The organism is Bradyrhizobium sp. Ses1, from assembly GCF_059512365.1.
The window spans coordinates 40,794-58,620 of the sequence record NZ_JCAMOQ010000021.1; the positions used below are offsets into that span (position 1 = coordinate 40,794).

Consider the following 17,827-nt stretch of genomic DNA (forward strand, 5'->3'; position numbering starts at 1 on the left):
TGGCTGCGCCTGCTGCCGTGACGGGCAGGCATGCGCTAGCTCGTTACCAAATCTGCACAGACGCCACGCGGTCGTTGTTCGTGGCGATGCGTTACCTGTTCTGAATGATGATCTCGTTCTCTCAAGTGAAGATGGGTCGTGGCCTCGATGGTGCTTGCTTGGCCAGGATGCCAAGGGTTTGGAGATCTCGCGTCGCATCGTCTTCGGGCGCTCCTGTCGAGGAATCGAGCCGGTAGCCGATATATCGCCTCGAGACGATCGGGTCGTAGCCGAGACGGTCACGCAGCTTCTTGCGCAGCTTGCTGACGTGACTTTCGATCACGTTTTCATCGAACGTTGACTCGAAGATCCCATAAACCGCATTGAAGATCTGCGTTTTGGTCAGCCATTTTCCTTGCTGACCAACCATGTGTTCCAGGATGCGGAGCTCGCGACGCGGCAGCATCATGACTGCTCCTCCAATTTCCGGATCTCTCCCGTCAAAGAAGACTCGAATCGCACCTTGCCTGCCATGGGTCGATATTCCGAGGCTGCGGCGGGAGATCGCGGCAGTTCTTGCCAGGATCTCGCGTGGGTGGACTGGAATATGGACGACATCATCCACGCCAGCTTCAAAGAGCTCGACCGTGTGCTTGAGCATTCTCTGGTGGCTGAGCGCGATGATCGGTGCACGGCAGCGCTTGCGGACAGTGCGAGGCAAGGTGGCGCGAGTATCACAATCTCCAAGAAGAAAAGCGTCAATGGCCGACAGCTCATCGTCGCCCGCAGATTCCAGCCACTCAAGGAACTCCGTTGGCGAAAATCCAACAGAAGAAATGCCTTCACGGTCGAAACCGCCGATGTAGCCGGTGGCAACGTTCTCTCGATCATCGATGATCACGTACATGCGGTATTTGCCCCATTCGCCTAGCCTGTTGAATTTTTTCGTTTGGCGTGTGCCGTGTGCCGTGGTGATGCTGACAGCGCGAGCAGAGATTGCCCTGCGCACGCAGTTCTTTCTTTTCCGGATGAGTCACTTGCAGATTCAGCGGTTGTAGCGTGACCTCAGCGCGTCGTGGATTTATGTTTTTGAGGTTCGGACTCGACGAGACGCCACAAACGCACACGCACACAATCGTGAAGGTGCCCCCAAGACATAGGTGGTCACCCCGAATGCAGAACGGCTATGTCAGTTGTGTCGGAGCGCCTTTGTCATGCTGAGCGCTCCAAAAATTTGCCGTTCTTTTAGATAAGCGACGTGAATCGCTCGTCCTGACGTTGGCAAAATGCAGAAATGCAATCAAGCTTGCCCCGAGAGTAGTTGGTACGCAGGCCGACCATTTGTTTTGAGATTATTGAAGCAATTAGTTTTGAAGCAAGCATTAGATGATTTTGTAGCAATGCTACTTTGCTCAAGAGCTGGAGCTATCGGAAGGCGCAATCATGAATCCCGCCGCGCCAAGATCAAGCATTGTCCATTGCTGGCCTGAAAGTGACGCTTGGCAGGTTGTCGCCACGGAACCTGCCACATGGCACGACGACGCAGACGTCATCGCGCCGATTAGACAAAATCTAACTGGTCGGATTCTGCTCGGGAGAAGCGACCTTGCGGGGCACCGTCCGTTCCCGCGTCATCCGCAATCTCGTTTTCGTCCCCTGGAGGCCGTATCGGCGCTATACTCATGGCGCTGATTTCGAGACTATTTCTGGCGGGATGCGGCGATGCAGGACAACTCACTTATTCTGCAATCCATCATCAGATGCCCACACTGCGGAGATCGTGTCCCGTGACGTGGTGTAACTGCGGCGTGGCACCGCGTTCGTCGGCCGGAGCCGGGCAGGTCAGCTGGCGATAGCCGGAAGGCTGACGGTTGGATCATCGCTCAACGGCGCGATTGTTTCCAGCGTCATGTAACGGGCCCGCTGGACCGCCCATTCGTCGTTCTGCTCGAGCAGGATCGCTCCGATGAGGCGAACGATGGCGTCCTCATTGGGGAAGATGCCGACCACCTCGGTGCGCCGCTTGATCTCGCCGTTGAGGCGCTCGATCGGGTTGGTCGAGTGCAGCTTGGTCCGATGCTGGGGCGGGAAGGTCATGTAGGCGAGCACATCAGTCTCCGCTTCGTCGAGGAAGCCGGCAAGCTTGGGCAGCTTGGGGCGGAGCTGGTCGGCAACCTTGCGCCACTGCGCCTGTGCGGCCTCGGCATCGTCCTGGGCAAACGCGGTGGCGATGAAGGCAGAGACCACACGCCGTCCGCTCTTGCCGGCATGCGCCAGCGCGTTGCGCATGAAGTGCACGCGGCAGCGCTGCCAGCTGGCGTTGAGCACCTTGGAGACGGTGGCTTTGATGCCCTCATGGGCGTCGGAGACGACCAGCTTGACGCCGCGCAATCCGCGGCGGGCGAGCTTGCGCAGGAATGCCGTCCAGAACGTCTCGGCCTCCGAGGGGCCGATATCCATGCCGAGAACTTCGCGGCGGCCATCGCTGTTGACGCCGACCGCAATGATCACCGCAACCGAGACGATGCGCCCCCGCTGGCGCACTTTCACGTAGGTGGCGTCGATCCACAAATACGGCCAGTCGCCCTCGATCGGACGAGCGAGAAAGGCCTTCACCTTGTCATCGATCTCGCCGCACAGCCGGCTCACCTGGCTCTTGGAGATGCCGCTCATGCCCATGGCCTGCACGAGGTCGTCCACCGAACGGGTCGAAACGCCCTGCACGTAGGCTTCCTGCACCACGGCGGTGAGCGCCTTCTCGGCCATGCGGCGCGGCTCCAGGAAGCCCGGAAAGTAGGAGCCCTTGCGCAGCTTGGGAATGCGCAGTTCGACCGCGCCGGCGCGGGTCTCCCAGATCCGGTCGCGGTAACCGTTGCGCTGGGCCAGACGCTCCGGATTCTTCTCGCCGTAGGCGGCCCCGGTTTGGCCTTCGACTTCCAGCTCCATCAGACGCTGGGCAGCAAAGCCGATCATCTCGCGCAACAGATCGGCATCGGGGGTCTTCTCCACGAGCGTGCGCAGGTTCATCATATCGTCGGTCATCGGTGGTTCCTCGGTTGCGTTGGCGTGTCGCAACCCGATCCTACCGGCGAATCGCCGGTGACCACCGCAAAGCCGCCCGCCCGCTACGGCGCTATGTGAGGGCGCGCGTACGGGCGGCTTTGCTCTACCGAGCTACACCATCACCGGGGACACGACCCACTGCGGATATCGTCAGATGGAAATCATGCCGCTAGATGCTTGCAGGTTCTTCTACGATTGCAAGGCATGCGGTGCTCACCTGAAGCCCAAGCCAGGCGATTGCTGCGTTTTTTGTTCCTATGGCACGGTGCCATGCCCGCCGGTTCAGGCCAGCCGTGGAGCATCGACTTGCGCTTGCTCAGCCAGAGATGGCTGAGCAACTGGGGAGCTGCCGACCTGTTTCGCGAGTTCCGCGCGCTAAACACCGCGGCCTCATCGAGCGACGCGAAGGACGAAGCCAGCAAGGTTTCCCGGCCTGATGCAATCAGCCAACCAGATTGGCTCTCCACGCCATAATCGCCCTGACGCAGCCGACCTAGTCTCCAGCCTTGCAAAACAAGGCTTGGAGATCACAGTGGATTTTGAACTGTCCAGGGAACAACGCGACATCAAGGCGCGGGCCGCTGCCTTTGTGGAGGAAGTCTGCCGCCCGCTCGAGGATGACTGGGGAACGGACGACTACGCCGTGCCGCACGACATCTTCATGGGCGTAGTGCGGAAATTCCGCGAATACGGCTTCAGGGGATTGGCGGTGCCGAAGGAAGCCGGCGGGCAGGGATTAGGCACGGTCGCGAAGTGCCTGGTCTACGAGGAGATCGTAAGGTCGCCCGTGATGCATGGCCTGCTCGCGACCTGGTCGGGCTTTCTCGATCCGCATCCCGCGCTTCACGTCGCGCCGGAATGGCAGAAGGAAGCGTATCTCTATCCGATCCTGAAAGAGGACAAGTTCTACCACATCAACATCTCGGAGCCGGGCGCGGGCTCCGACGCGGCCGGGATAAAGACCACCGCCGTTCGTGACGGTGACAATTACATCATCAACGGCATCAAGCGCTGGGCGCCGCCGCCGAACCATCCCGCCATCACGCCTAAATATCTGCTCTGCTATGCCGTGACCGATCCGACCAAGGGCTATGAGGGGATCAGCCTGTTCCTGGTCGACTATCCCAATCCCGGCGTGTCGGTGCTGCGCGAATACGAGACCATGGCGCCGGGCACCTATCTCGGCCGGAGCTGCGACTACCAGTACAAGGATTGCGTGGTCCCAGCGAAGAACATGCTGGGCGCGGAGGGCATGGGCTTCCGCTACATGATGGACCAGCTCAACCGCAACCGCACCGTGATCGGTGCGCGCCTCACCGGCACCGCGCGCTGGGCGCAGACGCAGGCCGCGAAACGGGCGCGTGAGCGCGAGACGTTCGGCAAACCGCTCGCGGAACGGCAGGCCATTCAATGGATGCTGGCGGAATCGGAGATGGACCTCGAGCAGTCGCGGCTGATGGTCTACAAGACCGCCTGGATGCTCGATCGTGGCCTCGATGCACGCAAGGAAGCCGCGATGGTGAAATGCTTCGCGCCGCTCGCGGCCTGCCGGGTCATCGATCGCGCCATCCAGATCCATGGCGGGCTCGGCGTGCTCAGGGAAAACCGCTTCGGCCAGCTCTATTTCCAGAGCCGCATCGCGCAGGTCGCGGAAGGCACCACCGAAGTGATGAAGATGACCATCGCGCGGGAGGTGCTGCGCGAGTGTGAATAGACTGAAGAGCGCAAGTGCCCTGCGCCTCCCTCTCCCCGTTCTTCACGGGGCCGAGACGAGCGGAGCTCGCTCTGAGAGGGTAGGGTGAGGGGCTATCTCCACGAAGACGGTTTGAGACGAGCTTGCGGAGGCACCCCCTCACCCGGAATTCAAGCTGCGCTCGAATTCCGACCTCTCCCCGCAAGCGGGGCGAGGTAAAATTCCCGAGACCGCGCTCTCACTTCTCCGCGTCGATCACCTCGCCGATCGGCTTCCATTTCACGCCGTCGAACTGCATCAATTGTTCCTGGCTCATCGGCGTGTAGCGCGTCGGGGTGGTATTGAGCTTGATGCCGGGAAGCATGATCGGGAGGACGAGGTCCTTGATGCTGGTCGCCTGCTTCATCAGGTTCTCGCGCGTCAGGTCGTCGCCGCAATTCTTCAGGACGTGAACGAAGGTCTGCGCCGTCGCATAGCCGAACACGTGATAAGTCTCGGACGGATTGGCTTCGGGCATGTACTGCTTCATGAAGGCGAGATACTCCTTCACGCCGGCATCGTCGCCCCATGCCGCATCGTTCGGATCCTTGCGGAAGGCAACGGTGATGACGCCCTTGGAATTCTCCAGCCCCGCCGGCGCCAGCGTGCTGGAGATCGAGCCGGCGGCATCGCTGAGGAGATGCAGAGCGTCCCATTTCGTCTCCGCCATCTTCTTGATCGCCTGCGCCGAGAATTTCGGCGTCGAAATGTCGAGGAACACGTCGGCGCCGGTCGCTTTCAGGATCAGGATCTGCGAGTCGATGGTCGGCTCGGCAATCTCGTAGCTGAGCTCCTTGACGATCGTCGTCGCAGCCTTGTCGCCAAGCCCGTCGCGAAAGCCCTTGACGTAGTCGCGGCCGAAATCGTCGTTCTGGAACAGCACCGCGACCTTCGCATTGGGCCGCTCCTTGAGGAGGTATTTGGCGTAGATCACGCCCTTGGCATGGTTGTTCGGCTGCCAACCCATCGACCACGGATAGGTCGCGGGCTCGGAGACGCGGTTGGCGCCGGTGCCGAGGAACAGGCCGGGCACCTTCTTGGCGTTCAGATATTTTTGCGTTGCGAAGTTGGTCGGCGAGCCGAAGGTGCCGACGATCGCCAGCACCTCCTCGCTCTCGACCAATCGCCGCGTCTGCTCGACGGCTTTGGGTGGGCTATAACCGTCGTCGAGCGAGACCAGGTTGATCTTGCGGCCGTTGACGCCGCCTTCCGCATTCACCTTCTGGAAATAAGCGGTCATCGCGCGGCCGATCGCCGCGAAGCTCGACGCCGGGCCGCTATAAGGCATGGTCTGGCCGATCTTGACCTCGGTATCGGTCACGCCTGGTCCGTAGTTCTTCTCCTGAGCGAATGCGGAGAACGACAACCCCGCCCATGCGATTGCACAGGTCGCCACCGTGAGCTTGTTCATGCTCTATTCCTGTCTTCGTTGTTGATGATCCGGTTAGGCCGGCTGCAGATAGCGCTGCTTCAGCACGTGCTTGAACAGCTTGCCGTTCTCCTGCCGCGGCAGCTCGGCCGCGAAATCGATCGAGCGCGGGCATTTGACGTGCGACAGGCCGTCCCGGCAGAACGCCATCAGCTCAGTCGCAAGCGCCGATGATGCCTTCGACGGCTCCCTGAGCTGCACCACGGCCTTGACCTCCTCGCCATACTCCGGATTGGAGATTCCGAACACGGCGACATCGGCCACATCGGGATGCAGCGCCAGGCGATTCTCGATCTCGGCGGGATAGATATTGACGCCGCCGGAGATGATCATGTGCGAGCGGCGGTCGGTCAGATAGAGATAGCCGTCGTGATCGAGATAGCCGACATCGCCGATGGTCGACCAGCCCTTGGCGTTTCGCGAGCGCGCGGTCTTTTCGGGATCGTTGTGGTAGACGAATTGCGGGCCGTCGAAATAGACGTCGCCGATCTCGCCGGGGCCGAGCTCGTTCTGCGCTTCGTCGAGGATATGGATAGTGCCGACGCAGGCGCGCCCGACCGAGCCGCGATGGATCAGCCAGTCCGCGGTCGAGATGCAGGTGGCACCGTTGCGCTCCGAGCCCGCGTAATATTCCCAGACGATCGGCCCCCACCACTCGATCATCCGCTCCTTGAGCTCGGGCGGACAAGGCGCGGCGGCGTGGATCGCGCAGCGATGCGAGGCGAGATCGTAGCGGGCGCGTATCTCGTCAGGCAGCGCGAGCAGGCGGAAGAACATCGTCGGCACCCACTGGCTGTGGGTGACGCGGTAATGCTCGATCGCGGCCAGCGCCTGCTCCGGTACGAACTTTTTCATGATCACGGCGGTGCCGCCGCTCTCCAGCGTGCGCATGGTGAAGCGAAGCGGCGCGCCATGGTACAGTGGTGCCGGAGAGAGATAGACCGTATCCTCCGCGAAGCCGAAATTGTCGCGCACCCAGTCGCCGGAGGCCTGCGCCTGGCGAAGATTGGCGAACAGCGGCTGCTTGATGCCTTTGGGCCTGCCGGTCGTGCCTGAGGAATAGAAGAAATCCTTGCCGACCGGGCCGTCGGGAATCTCGATCAGGCGATCGAAGCGGGCAAGCTCCGCGCCATAGTCAAAGCTGCCATCCAACGCGCCGCCGAGCGCGTAGACCGCACACCGGTGCGGATTGTCGGCGAGCAGCGCCCGGACCGCGTCCGCAAAACGCGCGGCGACGAAGAACAGCTTGGCGCCGCTGTCGCGCACGATATAGGCCGCCTCCTCGGGCTTCAGATGCGTGCTGACCGGCGTGTAATAGACGCCGTGGCGGCGCGCGCCCCAGATCAGCTCAAAATAGGTCGGGTCGTTGTCGAGCATGATCGCGATGCCGTCGCCGGCGGCGAGCCCCATCCAGATCAGGAGCTGCGTGACGGCATTGGCGCGGCGATCGAGCTCGCCATAGGTCATCGCCTGGTCGGAAAAGGCGACGAGCGCGGCGGTCTTGTCGGGATGACGTTCAGCCCATTGGCGCAGGATTGGCATTTCTTCCCCGTGTTGGCCGAGAACATCGGCCTTGCCGGGATTATCCGCATCAAGGCTGCATCATTGAATGACCGCGCATGCCAATCCGATTGGCGGAATCCGACGCTACTATTTTGCGGCAGGGCCGCGGCGCTCGCGGAACTCGCCGGGCGTTACGCCGGTCCACCGCCGGAACGCGCGATGGAAGGTGCTGAGCTCGGAGAAGCCGAGCGAGACCGCGATTTCTTCCAGCGACAGGCGGGACTTCTGCAATAGATGCGTGGCGAGGTCGCGCCGCAGCCGGTCCTTGATGTCCTGGAAGCCGCAGTTCTCTTCGTCGAGCAGGCGGCGGCGCAGTGTCTGCGGCGAGACGGCGAGCATCCCGGCGATGTCCTCAAACGACAACGGACGCTTGAGGTTGCGGCGGAGAATGCCGCGCACGCGTTCGGCCATGCTGCTGTCGTCGCGGTAGCGCACCAGGAGCGCATTGGGCATCGAAGCGAGGAAGCGCCGCAGCCGCTCCTCGTCGGGCATGATCGGCAGATCGAGCAATTCGGCATCGAAGCGGATTTCGGTGCGCGGCTGGTCGAACAGCATCGGCGCCCTATAGAACGGCTCGAGCTCCGAGCTGAACGGCTCTTCCGGGAAGACGTAGTGAACGGTGATCAGCGGCAGCCGGCGGCCTACCAGCCAGCACATCAGCCCATAGGCGAACAAGAGGATCGCGCCGTTGACCATGCGCCGCCGGTTCGGCTGGGCGATGGTGTCGGTGACGTAGAGCGAAGCGTCATCCGGGCCTTCCGCCAGCCGCACCACGAAATCGTCGGCGACCAGATGATAGAACTGGCAGCCGATCCGGATCGCCTCCCGCAGATTGGCAGAGCGGATCAATAGCCGGCACATCATGCGGAAGGTGCCGGGCTTGATCGGGCGGTTGCACAAGAGCCAGAGTTCGTCACGCGTTTCCCGGGTCAGGATCGCGATCAGGCGGGCGAACTGGTCCTGCGGCAGCCGGGCGCCCGGCTTCTCGAGTTGCTCGGGCGCGATGCCGGCGCGCGCCAACAGCCGGTCGATATCGAAGCCGGCCTCGCGCACGCCGCTCAGGACCAGGCCGACATAGCCGGAGTCGATCGCTGAACGCGACGGCGCAGCGCGCGATGATCGAAGTGCGGCGGAAGCTCCCGGCATGGCATTGGCATGTTAGCGCCGGGATTGTTCCGTCGCCACCATTCCTGTGGCAGGCAAGGTCAACGCAACTGATCGTTTTCGTCATTGCGGGTGCGGGACTTCTTTTCATTGTCGCTGACGGGATTGCCGCCGGAGGATAGTTGATGCGCGCGTTGATGAGCTGCGAGCCGGGCGGGCCCGAAACCCTGCGGCTGCTCGATGTGCCAGAGCCAGTCCTTGGGCCGGGACAGGTGCTGGTGGCGGTGAAGGCTTGCGGCGTGAATTATCCGGACCTTCTCACGATCCAGGATCGCTATCAGGTCAAGACGCCGCGGCCCTTCGCGCCGGGAGCCGAGGTGGCCGGCGTCGTGGGCGCGGCAGGGGAAGGGGTTGCCGGGCTGCGCGTCGGCGATCGGGTCGCGGCGCGGACCGGAACCGGCGGCATGGCGGAGTTCGTCGCTGTCGATGCCACGCGCTGCAGCCCGATTCCCGAGGGCATGTCGTTCGTCGATGCAGCAGTCATGCAGTTCACCTTCGAGACGGCCTATTACGCGCTGCATACCCGCGCCGGTGTGCGGGCCGGCGAAGCCGTGTTGGTGCTCGGCGCAGCAGGAGGCGTCGGCATTGCCGCCGTGCAGGTCGCGCGCAATCTCGGCGCCCGCGTCGTCGCTGCGGCCTCATCGGAAGAGAAGCTCGGCTTCGCACGCCAGCATGGCGCCTCTGAAGGCGTGATCTATTCGGCCGACACCACAGGGGATGGTCGCGAGCTCGCTGCGCGGCTGAAGCAGGCGGTCGGGCCGCACGGCGCCGATGTGATCATCGATCCCGTCGGCGGATGGCTCTCGGAAGCCGCCATTCGCTGTATCGCAGAGGGCGGGCGCTATCTCGTGCTCGGCTTCACCGCCGGCATTCCGTCATTGCCGCTCAACCTTCCGCTGCTGAAGAATTGCGATGTGCTCGGGATCAACTGGCGCACCTTCACGCTGTCGCAGGATTCACGCCTCGCCGAGAATCGGCGGGCGCTCCAGTCCTGGTATGCGCAAGGCATGCTGTCATCAGGCATCAGCGCCGAATTCCCGCTGCAGGAGGGCGGCAAGGCGATCCAGCACCTTGCCGACCGGCGCGCGCTGGGCAAGGTCGTCGTGGTGATTTGACTCGATCATCCGCTGCAGGACTAGATTATCTCTGCTGCGTCCGATCTGATTGGAAGAATTTTGCACTGCGTCACGGGCTCACGGCAAGATGACCGTGGGCGCTGCTTGCCGCCGTGCAGCACGCTGATATGGTCTGCGGCCGGCGAAATGGATTGCATTCGCCGCTTTCGCTGAGATTCACAATCATCCCGTGCTGCAGGAGTTTCTCATGACACACGCCTTTCGTTTCCATCAGGCCGGTGGTCCCGAGGTTTTGAAATGGGAGGAGGTCAAGCTCGGCAAGCCCGGTCCCGGCGAAGCGCGGATCCGTCACACCGCAGTCGGCCTCAACTTTGTCGATATCTATAACCGCGCGGGCGTCTATGGCGTGCCGCTGCCGAGCGGCCTCGGCAGCGAAGGCGCTGGAATCGTCGAGGAAGTCGGGCCCGGCGTCACCGACCTGAAGCCGGGCGATCGTGTCGCCTATGGCAACTCGCCGCTCGGCGCCTATGCCGAGGAGCGGCTGATCCCCGCCGACCGTCTGCTCAAACTGCCCGACAGCATCGATGACAAGACTGCCGCCGCGATGATGCTCAAGGGTCTTACGGTGCAGTACCTCATTCGCCAGACCTATCGCGTCAAGAGCGGCGACACGATCCTGCTGCATGCCGCGGCCGGCGGCGTCGGGCTGATCCTGGGCCAATGGGCGAAGCATCTCGGTGCCACCGTGATCGGCACGGTTTCGACCGACGAAAAGGCGAAACTCGCCAAAGCCCACGGCACCGCGCACACGATCGTCTACACGCGCGAGGATTTCGTCGCCCGCGTCAAGGAGATCACCGGAGGCAATCTGGTGCCTGTTGTCTACGACTCCGTCGGCAAGGACACTTTCCTGAAATCGCTGGACTGCCTGGCGCCGCTCGGGGTCGCGGTGTTGTTCGGCCAGTCCTCCGGCAGTATCGAGCCGCTCAACCTCGGCCTGTTGGCACAGAAGGGCTCGCTGTACGTGACCCGCCCGACGCTGAACACCTATGGTGCCAAGCGCGAGAATCTGGTGGCGATGGCAAACGAACTGTTCGAGGTGGTGAAATCAGGCGCGGTCAAGATCGAGATCAACCAGACCTATCCGCTCAAGGACGCCCCCAAGGCACACGCCGATCTCGCCGCCCGCAAGACCACGGGATCGACTGTGTTCCTGGTGTGATGCAGTCGAGCCGTCTTTAACCTCTCCCGGTTGCGGGAGAGGTCGGCGCGTAGCGCCGGGTGAGGGCTCTCTCCACATGTTCGAACAGCGTGAATCGCGGAAGCACCCTCACCCCGCCCTCTCCCGCAAGCGGGAGAGGGCGCCAAACCTCACTCCGCGTTGAAGCGGCGCCGGTAGTCGCCCGGCGTCAGGCCGGTGATGCGCATGAACACCCTCCTGAATGCGCTCGGGTCGCCATAGCCGACGTCCCAGGCGATCCGGTCGACGGGCAGGCGGCTGAATTGCAGCAATTCGCGCGCCTTGCCGACGCGCAGCCTTTGGCAATATTCCGTTGTCGTCAGGCCCGTCGCCTTCTGGAAGCGGCGCAGGAACGTGCGCTCTTCCAATCCGGAGCGCGCCGCGAGTGTTGCCAGCGCGATGTCCTTCGCTCCGGTCGCCTGCAGCCAGTGCTGCACCTTGAGCACGGCCTTGTCGCCATGGGTCAGCCGCGGCGCGAACACGCTGTAGTAGCGCTGCTCGCGGCCAGGCGGATCGACCAGCAAGAGGCGTGCGGTCTCGATCATCACCGTCGGCCCGAGCAGGCGGTCGACCAGCTTCAGGCCGAGATCGGTCCAGGCCATCACGCCGCCGGCGGTGATGATGTCGCCATCGTCGATGATGAGCCGGTCGATATCGACGCGCGCCTCCGGGAAACGGTTCTGGAATTGCTCGGCGTAGGCCCAGTGCGTCGTCACCGATCGTCCTGCCAAGAGGCCGGTCTCGCCGAGCAGGAATGCACCCGCGCACACCGAGCCGAGCGTGACGCCGGCGTCGTGATGGCCATGCAGCCATCGCACGAAAGGCGCCGCCTTCTCCGTCGTGGGCGCATCGCCAAGGCTCGGCGGCAGGATCAGCGCGGCAGGCGCTGCCTTCGCATCGCTGTCCGGGACGCTGTCGAAGACTCGCGCCGGCGGCTTGTTCGGCTCCGCCTGCTGCCAATGGCTGATCCGCAACAGAGCGGACTTGCGTTTGCGATGTCGGGTCGCAATCCGGTTGGCGACGCCGAACAGATCGGTCAGGCCGTGGATCGCGGCGAGCTGCGCCCCGGGATAATGCACCAGTCCGATCTCGGTGGGGCCTCGGGAAACCATCTGTCGGTATCAACCCGTTTTATGTCGGTATCGCCAATTTGCAGCATGCGATGGCGGGCCTAGTCTTGTCCAGAAAGATACAGACCAATTTGCGGAAAGGACGGTCCGGTCATGAGCAAGCGCGCGATCATCGTTGTCGATCTTCAGAACGACTATTTTGCTTCCGGCAGGCTGCCGCTGGTCGGGATCGACGCGGCCACGACCAACGCGGCGCGGGTCATCGCTGCTGCCCGTGCCAGCGGCGATCCGGTCATTCACATCAGGCATGAATTCGTGCGGCCGGATGCGCCGTTCTTTGTCGCGGGATCGGATGGCGCGCAAATCCATGGGTCCGTCCAGCCGGCCGACGGCGAGACGGTGATCGTGAAGAACTATCCCAACTCGTTTCGCGACACTCCGCTCAAGCAGGCGCTCGATGCGAAAGGCATCGAGGACGTCGTGATCGTGGGCGCAATGAGCCATATGTGCATCGACGCGACGGCTCGCGCGGCGGCGGATTTCGGCTACAAGGCCACCGTTGTGCACGACGCCTGCGCGACGCGCGACCTTGCGTTCGGCGGCGTCAACGTTCCCGCCGCGCAGGTCCACGCTGCCTTCATGGCCGCGCTGGGGTCGTCCTATGGGACACTGGTGAGCACGGCGGATTATCTCCCGCGCTAATCCGCTCCCGCGCCGAAGCGTTCGACCAGGAAGTCGATGAACAGTCGCACCTTCACCGAGAGATGCCTGGTCGGAGGGTAGATCGCATAGAGCGTCAGCGGCGGTGCGCGATAGTCCGAAAGGATGGTCTTCAGCGCTCCGGTGTGGAGCGCATCGCCAGCGATGAAGGTCGGGAGCAGCGCAATGCCGTGCCCCTTCACGGCGACGTCGCGCAGCACCTCTGCGTTGTTCGCGCACAGCGACCAGGATGGCTGGATCCAGTGATCGCCATCCGCACCCGTCAGCTTCCATTGGTTGCCGGTGAGCAGGAAGCCGTAAGTCAGCGCGACATGCTCGCGAAGATCGCGCGGATGGGTCGGCGTGCCGTGCTCGGCCAGGTAATCCGGCGAGGCGCAGACGATGCGGTCGATCGGCACGATCCTGCGCGCGATCAGGCTCGATGATTCCAGCTCCGCGATCCGTAAGGTGACGTCGAAGCCGTCCTGCACAGGGTCGAGCAGGTCGTCGCTCAGGACGAGCTGAAGCTGGATCTTCGGATATTTCCCCATGAAGTCCGCGACCGCCGGTCCGAGCCGCAACGTGCCGAACGACATCGGCGCGTTGACGCGAAGCAGTCCGTGCGGCGCCGATTGCGCCTGCGACACCGCCTGATCCGCCGCGTCGAGTTCGGACAGGATCGAGAGCGCGCGCTCGAAATACATCTGGCCGCTCTCATTGGTGCTGACATGGCGGGTGGTGCGGTTGAGGAGCTGCACGCCGAGGCTCTCTTCGAGCTCGGCCACATACTTGCTGACGGCGGAGCGGGAGAGGCGAAGCTGTCGGCCGGCCTCGGCGAAACTGCCGGTCTCCACGACCTTCACGAACGCCCGCAAGCTCGCGACCTTGTCCATCTTGCCTCCGGCCGATTGTCCTCAATTCGTAGACAGTGGCGCCATGAAAGCATGGATTGTTCTCGGAACATAGCGGGCCGATATTGCAGTCGACTAGCCCGATCGGGTTCCCGAGTTAACCAGGAGAGACCAATGTCTGGCATCCATCATGTCACCGCCATCGCCGGCAACCCGCTGAAGAATTTCGACTTCTACACGCGCGACCTCGGCCTGCGGTTCGTCAAGAAGACCGTCAATTTCGACGATCCCACGACCTATCATTTCTACTACGGCGACGAGGTCGGCCATCCCGGCACCATCCTGACGTTCTTCCCGTGGGAGGGCGCCCCCGCCGGCCGTCGTGGCGTCGGCGAGACCCATCAGACCGCTTTCCGCGTGCCGGCGCGCTCGCTCGGCTATTGGGTGCAGCGCTTCGTCGAGAAGGGCATCCCCCATCAGCCGCTGGAGAAGCGGTTTGGTGAGTCGGTGCTGCCGTTCACCGATCCCGATGGCATGGCGCTCGCTCTCGTCGGTATTCCCGGCGCGGAAGATGAGCCGGCCTGGAGCAATGGCGACGTCCCAGCGGAGCACGCGATCCGCGGCTTCCACGGCGTGACCTTGCTGCTCGAGACCGCCGAGAAGACCGCGGCCATCCTGACCGATGTGCTCGGCTTCCGCGAGGTCGCGCGCGAGGGTTCGGTGATCCGCTTCGCTGCTCCCGGTGACGCCCAAGGGGGCATCGTCGACATCTACGAGGCCAAGGGCTTCCTGCGCGGTCATCAGGGCGTCGGCTCGGTGCATCACATCGCGTTCCGCGCGGCTGACGATGCGGAGCAGGGGCAGATGGCGCAGAAGCTGGTCTCGGCGCACGGCCTGCATCCGACCGAGCAGAGGGATCGGAACTACTTCCGCTCGATCTACTTTCGCGAGCCCGGCGGCGTGCTGTTCGAGATCGCGACCGACATTCCGGGCTTTGCGGTGGATGAGCCCGTCGAGAGCCTCGGCCACACCTTGAAGCTGCCGGCGTTCCTCGAGCGGCATCGCACGGAGATCGAAAGCGTGCTGCCTGATTTGGGAGAAGTCGCATGACGAACGAGACACCCTTCGTCTATCGCTTCGAGCCGGCGGAACGGGCGGGCGCTCCGCCCCTCCTGCTGCTCCACGGCACCGGCGGCGACGAGAGCGACCTGCTGGAGCTCGGCAGGATGCTGTCGCCGGATTCGGCGCTGCTGTCGCCGCGCGGCCGCGTGCTGGAGAATGGGATGCCGCGCTTCTTCCGCCGTCTTGCGGAAGGGGTGTTCGACGAGGACGACGTTCGGCGGCGTGCTGCCGAACTGGCCGACTTCGTTGACGCGATGCGCCGGCGTCTCGGCATCGGCGCGCCAGTGGCGGTCGGCTATTCCAACGGTGCCAACATCGCCGCAGCCATGATGCTGCTTCGCCCTGGCACGCTTTCGGGCGCGATACTGTTGCGCGCGATGGTGCCGCTGTCCGATCCACCGCGCCCCGACCTGGCCGGCGCGCCGGTACTGGTCGCCGCGGGACAGATGGACCCGATCGTAACGGCCTCCAACTCGGCGAAGCTGGCTGAGATACTGGGCGATGCCGGCGCCGATGTCACGCATCGGACTCTGCCGGCCGGACACCAGCTCTCGCAGGCGGACCTCGTCCTGACGCGCGAGTGGCTGGAGCGGGTGAAGAAGCGGACGCTTCAGTCCACGTAGAGCGTTTTCGAGCGAAGTGGACACCGGTTCGCGTGAAGAAAACGCGTCAAAACAAAAACCTAGAATGCGGGCGCCGCCTCAAGCGGCGCCCGTATTTTTCTGCAGATAGTCGCCCGCAAAAGCGAGGTACCACTCCAGGCAACCCGGATTGGCCATCGCATCCTTGTTGATGACCTTCTCGATCGGATGGCCGAGCAGGAGCTTCTTGATCGGCAGCTCCTGCTTCTTGCCCGATAGCGTGCGCGGGATTTCGGGCACCTGGAAGATCTCATTGGGAAGGAAGCGGCGGGACAGGCCGGCTTCGATCGCCTTGTTGATCCTTGCCTTCATCGCCTCGTCGAGCGCGATGCCGTCGCGCAGCACCACGAACAGCGGCATGTAGCTTTCGCGCCCGAGATATTCGAGGTCGACGACCATCGAATCCAGGATCTCCGGCAGCGCCTCGATCGCCGAGTAAAGTTCGCTCGTCCCCATGCGCAGGCCGTGCCGGTTGATGGTGGCGTCGCTCCGGCCATAGATCACGCAGGAACCGTCGGCGGCGACCTTCAGCCAGTCGCCATGCCGCCACACCGGGCCGCGTCCGCTGCCGTCGAAATTATCCGGATAGGTCTCGAAATAGCTGGCGCGGTAGCGCGCATCACCAGGATCGTTCCAGAAACGCAGCGGCATCGACGGCAGCGGCTCGGTGCAGACGAGTTCGCCGACCTCGTCGATCACGGGCCGTCCCTGCTCGTTGAATGCCTCCACGGCGCAGCCCAGTATCCGGCATTGCATCGTGCCCGGCGTCTGCGGCAATTCCCTGTTGCCGCCGATGAAGGCGCCGGCGAAGTCGGTGCCGCCGGAAATGTTGGCCCACCACATGTCCGCCTGCGCGGCGTTGCCATTGACCTTTGAAAGCGCGGCGAAGCGCTCGTTGAACCAGGCTTGCGTGTCGGCGCTGAGCGGCGATCCGGTCGAGCCGAGCGCGCGCAGGTGTGAGAGGTCGCCGACGGCGGCGAGATCGATCTCGGCTTTGGTGCAATTGGCAAAGAACGCTGCGCCCGCGCCGAACACTGTCACCTGTGCGTCGGCGACGAAGCGCCACAGCGTGGTCCAGTCCGGCTTGTCCTTGGAGCCGCCGGGGCTGCCGTCGAAGATGCAGCAGGTGGTGCCGCCCAGGAGCGCGTTGACCTGGCAGTTCCACATGATCCAGCCGGTCGAGCTGTACCAATGGAAGCGTTCGCCAAACGAGTTCGGCTGATAGCTGCAGCCGATATCGTTGTGCAGCGTGTTCAGCGGCAGCACCACGATGATGATGCCGCCATGGCTGTGCACGATCGGCTTCGGCAAGCCGGTGGTACCGCTGGAATAGACGATCCAGAGCGGATGATCGAACGGCAGCCACACCGGCTCGAACGTATCGATCGCGGGACTGCGGCGGGCGAAGATCGCTGATAGCAGCGGATCGGCCGTCTCGGCGCTCTCCGCGTCGCTGTGCAGGATGAAATGCTTGACCGTCGGCAGCGAGCGCCGGAGCTCATCGACCACGGCGCGGCGGTCATGCCGCCGGCCTGCATAGGTGACGGCATCGCAGGCGATCAGCACTTTCGGTTCGATCTGCTTGAAGCGATCAATCACCGCCGGCGCCGCCATGTCGGGCGCGCACACGCTCCAGATCGCGCCCAAGCTCGCAGTGGCGAGGAAGGCGATGATGGTCTCGGGGATATTGGGCAGATAGGCCGCGACGCGGTCGCCGGGCTTGACGCCTTTTTCCCGCAGATGAACCGCAAGCGCGGCCGCCTGTCGCCGCAGTTCGGGCCAGCTCGTCGCTTTCAGCACGCCATCTTCGCCGCTGCTCACGATCGCCGCCAGGCCCGCGGCATCGGCGGCTTCGACGTGCCGGAACACCTGCTGGGCGTAGTTGACGGAGGCGCCGGGAAACCAGACCGCGCCCGGCATCTTCCGTTCCGCCAGCACCGCGCGGTGCGGCGTCGGCGAGCGCAGGTCGAAATAGTCCCAGATGCTCTGCCAGTAGGCGTCGAGGTCGCGCACCGACCACTGGCGCATCTCCTCAAAGCTGGAAAAGCTCAGGCCGCGCTGCTCCTGCAGCCAGCGGCGATAAAGGGCGATCTGCGGAACGTGAGGTGCGGCCATTGCTCTTCGACTTGCATCGCGGCGGGGAGCGCCGCTCGAACGAAGGCCTAGCATAACGGAACCCGCGCGGGAATGTCATCGCC

Annotated in this window: 15 protein-coding genes; 7 read left to right on the forward strand and 8 right to left on the reverse strand. The window is 63.5% G+C overall.

Going from position 1 to position 17,827, the window contains the following annotated elements; genetic code table 11:
- Nucleotides 1-121: 121 nt before the first annotated feature.
- Together AC5ZG5_RS23320 and AC5ZG5_RS23325 are read right to left on the reverse strand one after the other, a co-directional pair.
- Nucleotides 122-886 carry a response regulator transcription factor gene (locus AC5ZG5_RS23320; protein ID WP_456644134.1) on the reverse strand — a complete coding sequence of 255 codons (765 nt, stop codon included), beginning with the start codon at nt 884-886 and terminating at the stop codon, nt 122-124.
- A 935-nt stretch (nt 887-1,821) separates the two neighbouring features.
- On the reverse strand, nt 1,822-3,021 hold the full coding sequence (locus AC5ZG5_RS23325) for an IS256 family transposase (RefSeq protein WP_456644103.1): 1,200 nt from the start codon (nt 3,019-3,021) through the stop codon (nt 1,822-1,824).
- A 139-nt stretch (nt 3,022-3,160) separates the two neighbouring features.
- Here AC5ZG5_RS23325 and AC5ZG5_RS23330 point away from each other — a divergent pair, with 139 nt between their 5' ends.
- Together AC5ZG5_RS23330 and AC5ZG5_RS23335 are read left to right on the forward strand one after the other, a co-directional pair.
- Nucleotides 3,161-3,376 (forward strand): GDCCVxC domain-containing (seleno)protein, encoded by a 216-nt coding sequence (locus AC5ZG5_RS23330; RefSeq protein ID WP_456644133.1) that lies wholly within the window; start codon nt 3,161-3,163, stop codon nt 3,374-3,376.
- 198 nt (nt 3,377-3,574) lie between these two features.
- Nucleotides 3,575-4,756, forward strand: a complete 1,182-nt coding sequence (locus AC5ZG5_RS23335) for an acyl-CoA dehydrogenase family protein (protein ID WP_165435631.1) — start codon at nt 3,575-3,577, stop codon at nt 4,754-4,756.
- 217 nt (nt 4,757-4,973) lie between these two features.
- Here AC5ZG5_RS23335 and AC5ZG5_RS23340 read toward each other — a convergent pair whose 3' ends face one another.
- From AC5ZG5_RS23340 to AC5ZG5_RS23350, 3 genes are all read right to left on the reverse strand, one after another.
- Entirely contained in the window at nt 4,974-6,185 is a 1,212-nt protein-coding gene (locus tag AC5ZG5_RS23340) for an ABC transporter substrate-binding protein (RefSeq protein WP_456644102.1), read from the reverse strand.
- 33 nt (nt 6,186-6,218) lie between these two features.
- Complete coding sequence (locus AC5ZG5_RS23345) at nt 6,219-7,745, reverse strand: acyl-CoA synthetase (protein WP_456644101.1); 1,527 nt, start codon at nt 7,743-7,745, stop codon at nt 6,219-6,221.
- Between the two features lie 108 nt (nt 7,746-7,853).
- Complete coding sequence (locus AC5ZG5_RS23350; RefSeq protein ID WP_208829495.1) at nt 7,854-8,912, reverse strand: AraC family transcriptional regulator; 1,059 nt, start codon at nt 8,910-8,912, stop codon at nt 7,854-7,856.
- A gap of 143 nt (nt 8,913-9,055) precedes the next feature.
- Here AC5ZG5_RS23350 and AC5ZG5_RS23355 point away from each other — a divergent pair, with 143 nt between their 5' ends.
- On the forward strand, nt 9,056-10,045 hold the full coding sequence (locus AC5ZG5_RS23355; RefSeq protein WP_456644100.1) for an NADPH:quinone oxidoreductase family protein: 990 nt from the start codon (nt 9,056-9,058) through the stop codon (nt 10,043-10,045).
- A gap of 208 nt (nt 10,046-10,253) precedes the next feature.
- On the forward strand, nt 10,254-11,228 hold the full coding sequence (locus AC5ZG5_RS23360) for a quinone oxidoreductase family protein (RefSeq protein WP_456644099.1): 975 nt from the start codon (nt 10,254-10,256) through the stop codon (nt 11,226-11,228).
- A 149-nt stretch (nt 11,229-11,377) separates the two neighbouring features.
- On the opposite strand, the gene AC5ZG5_RS23365 is transcribed toward AC5ZG5_RS23360, so the two are convergent.
- Entirely contained in the window at nt 11,378-12,358 is a 981-nt protein-coding gene (locus tag AC5ZG5_RS23365) for a GlxA family transcriptional regulator (protein WP_456644098.1), read from the reverse strand.
- Nucleotides 12,359-12,469: 111 nt separating this feature from the next.
- On the opposite strand from AC5ZG5_RS23365, the gene AC5ZG5_RS23370 reads away from it, so the two are divergent.
- Nucleotides 12,470-13,018: a cysteine hydrolase family protein gene (locus AC5ZG5_RS23370; RefSeq protein ID WP_456644097.1), complete on the forward strand. Its 549-nt coding sequence runs from the start codon at nt 12,470-12,472 to the stop codon at nt 13,016-13,018.
- On the opposite strand, the gene AC5ZG5_RS23375 is transcribed toward AC5ZG5_RS23370, so the two are convergent.
- A complete protein-coding gene (locus AC5ZG5_RS23375) occupies nt 13,015-13,908 on the reverse strand; it encodes a LysR family transcriptional regulator (protein ID WP_456644096.1) in 894 nt (297 codons plus the stop codon). The two genes, AC5ZG5_RS23370 and AC5ZG5_RS23375, sit on opposite strands and share 4 nt — an antisense overlap.
- Nucleotides 13,909-14,040: 132 nt before the next feature.
- Between AC5ZG5_RS23375 and AC5ZG5_RS23380 the strand changes: the two genes are divergently transcribed.
- The gene (locus AC5ZG5_RS23380; protein WP_456644095.1) at nt 14,041-14,976 is read left to right on the forward strand and encodes a ring-cleaving dioxygenase; all 936 of its coding nucleotides are present in this window, start codon (nt 14,041-14,043) and stop codon (nt 14,974-14,976) included.
- Nucleotides 14,973-15,611: an alpha/beta hydrolase gene (locus AC5ZG5_RS23385; RefSeq protein WP_456644094.1), complete on the forward strand. Its 639-nt coding sequence runs from the start codon at nt 14,973-14,975 to the stop codon at nt 15,609-15,611. The genes AC5ZG5_RS23380 and AC5ZG5_RS23385 overlap by 4 nt, the downstream gene beginning before the upstream one ends.
- Nucleotides 15,612-15,689: 78 nt before the next feature.
- On the opposite strand, the gene AC5ZG5_RS23390 is transcribed toward AC5ZG5_RS23385, so the two are convergent.
- On the reverse strand, nt 15,690-17,744 hold the full coding sequence (locus AC5ZG5_RS23390; RefSeq protein ID WP_456644093.1) for an acetoacetate--CoA ligase: 2,055 nt from the start codon (nt 17,742-17,744) through the stop codon (nt 15,690-15,692).
- Nucleotides 17,745-17,827: the final 83 nt, after the last annotated feature.

Bases quoted from the DNA above. Each gene is read 5' to 3' on its own strand.
- AC5ZG5_RS23320 (WP_456644134.1), bottom strand. From the start codon at position 886: ATGTACGTGATCATCGATGATCGAGAGAACGTTGCCACCGGCTACATC.
- AC5ZG5_RS23325 (WP_456644103.1), bottom strand. From the start codon at position 3,021: ATGACCGACGATATGATGAACCTGCGCACGCTCGTGGAGAAGACCCCC.
- AC5ZG5_RS23340 (WP_456644102.1), bottom strand. From the start codon at position 6,185: ATGAACAAGCTCACGGTGGCGACCTGTGCAATCGCATGGGCGGGGTTG.
- AC5ZG5_RS23345 (WP_456644101.1), bottom strand. From the start codon at position 7,745: ATGCCAATCCTGCGCCAATGGGCTGAACGTCATCCCGACAAGACCGCC.
- AC5ZG5_RS23350 (WP_208829495.1), bottom strand. From the start codon at position 8,912: ATGCCGGGAGCTTCCGCCGCACTTCGATCATCGCGCGCTGCGCCGTCG.
- AC5ZG5_RS23355 (WP_456644100.1), top strand. From the start codon at position 9,056: ATGCGCGCGTTGATGAGCTGCGAGCCGGGCGGGCCCGAAACCCTGCGG.
- AC5ZG5_RS23360 (WP_456644099.1), top strand. From the start codon at position 10,254: ATGACACACGCCTTTCGTTTCCATCAGGCCGGTGGTCCCGAGGTTTTG.
- AC5ZG5_RS23365 (WP_456644098.1), bottom strand. From the start codon at position 12,358: ATGGTTTCCCGAGGCCCCACCGAGATCGGACTGGTGCATTATCCCGGG.
- AC5ZG5_RS23370 (WP_456644097.1), top strand. From the start codon at position 12,470: ATGAGCAAGCGCGCGATCATCGTTGTCGATCTTCAGAACGACTATTTT.
- AC5ZG5_RS23375 (WP_456644096.1), bottom strand. From the start codon at position 13,908: ATGGACAAGGTCGCGAGCTTGCGGGCGTTCGTGAAGGTCGTGGAGACC.
- AC5ZG5_RS23380 (WP_456644095.1), top strand. From the start codon at position 14,041: ATGTCTGGCATCCATCATGTCACCGCCATCGCCGGCAACCCGCTGAAG.
- AC5ZG5_RS23385 (WP_456644094.1), top strand. From the start codon at position 14,973: ATGACGAACGAGACACCCTTCGTCTATCGCTTCGAGCCGGCGGAACGG.
- AC5ZG5_RS23390 (WP_456644093.1), bottom strand. From the start codon at position 17,744: ATGGCCGCACCTCACGTTCCGCAGATCGCCCTTTATCGCCGCTGGCTG.